This window comes from Dellaglioa sp. CoH-57-MRSF-19 (genome assembly GCF_056781975.1).
The window spans coordinates 1-382 of the sequence record NZ_JBXAXW010000164.1; the positions used below are offsets into that span (position 1 = coordinate 1).

Below are 382 nucleotides of genomic sequence, written 5' to 3' on the forward strand. Positions count from 1 at the left end.
TCACCATATCGTGTCGGGTCCGTCTTTTTCTTTTTGTCCCGAGGCATACCTGCGGGAGCGGCTACCGACGCCCACTCCTGCGATGCGGCGTAGACCGCAGCATTCAGATCATCGGAACGCCCCGAGATGTAATCACCAATAGCCCGGCGTTTGACACCAATCAGGTAATCGAACATACGGTCTTGAGTAGTCCTATCAAACTTCTCCTGACCGGTCAAGCCTAGGCCGCGAACGATCTCGGGCATCGTGGTCGTAATGATCTGGTAGCGACCGACAGCATTAAAGTCACCAGCCTGCTGATGCTGCATAACCTCGGTGACCGGCATGTTCTCAAGGTCTTCAGTACCCGCGCGCCCCTTCTTTTTCTTATCCTTGACACGCG

At 55.0% G+C, this 382-nt stretch carries 1 protein-coding gene; it reads right to left on the bottom strand.

What is annotated here, in order from left to right:
* The coding region (locus tag AC1RO3_RS08785) for a lysozyme family protein (RefSeq protein WP_481764046.1) at positions 1-382 on the bottom strand (382 nt) is incomplete at both ends.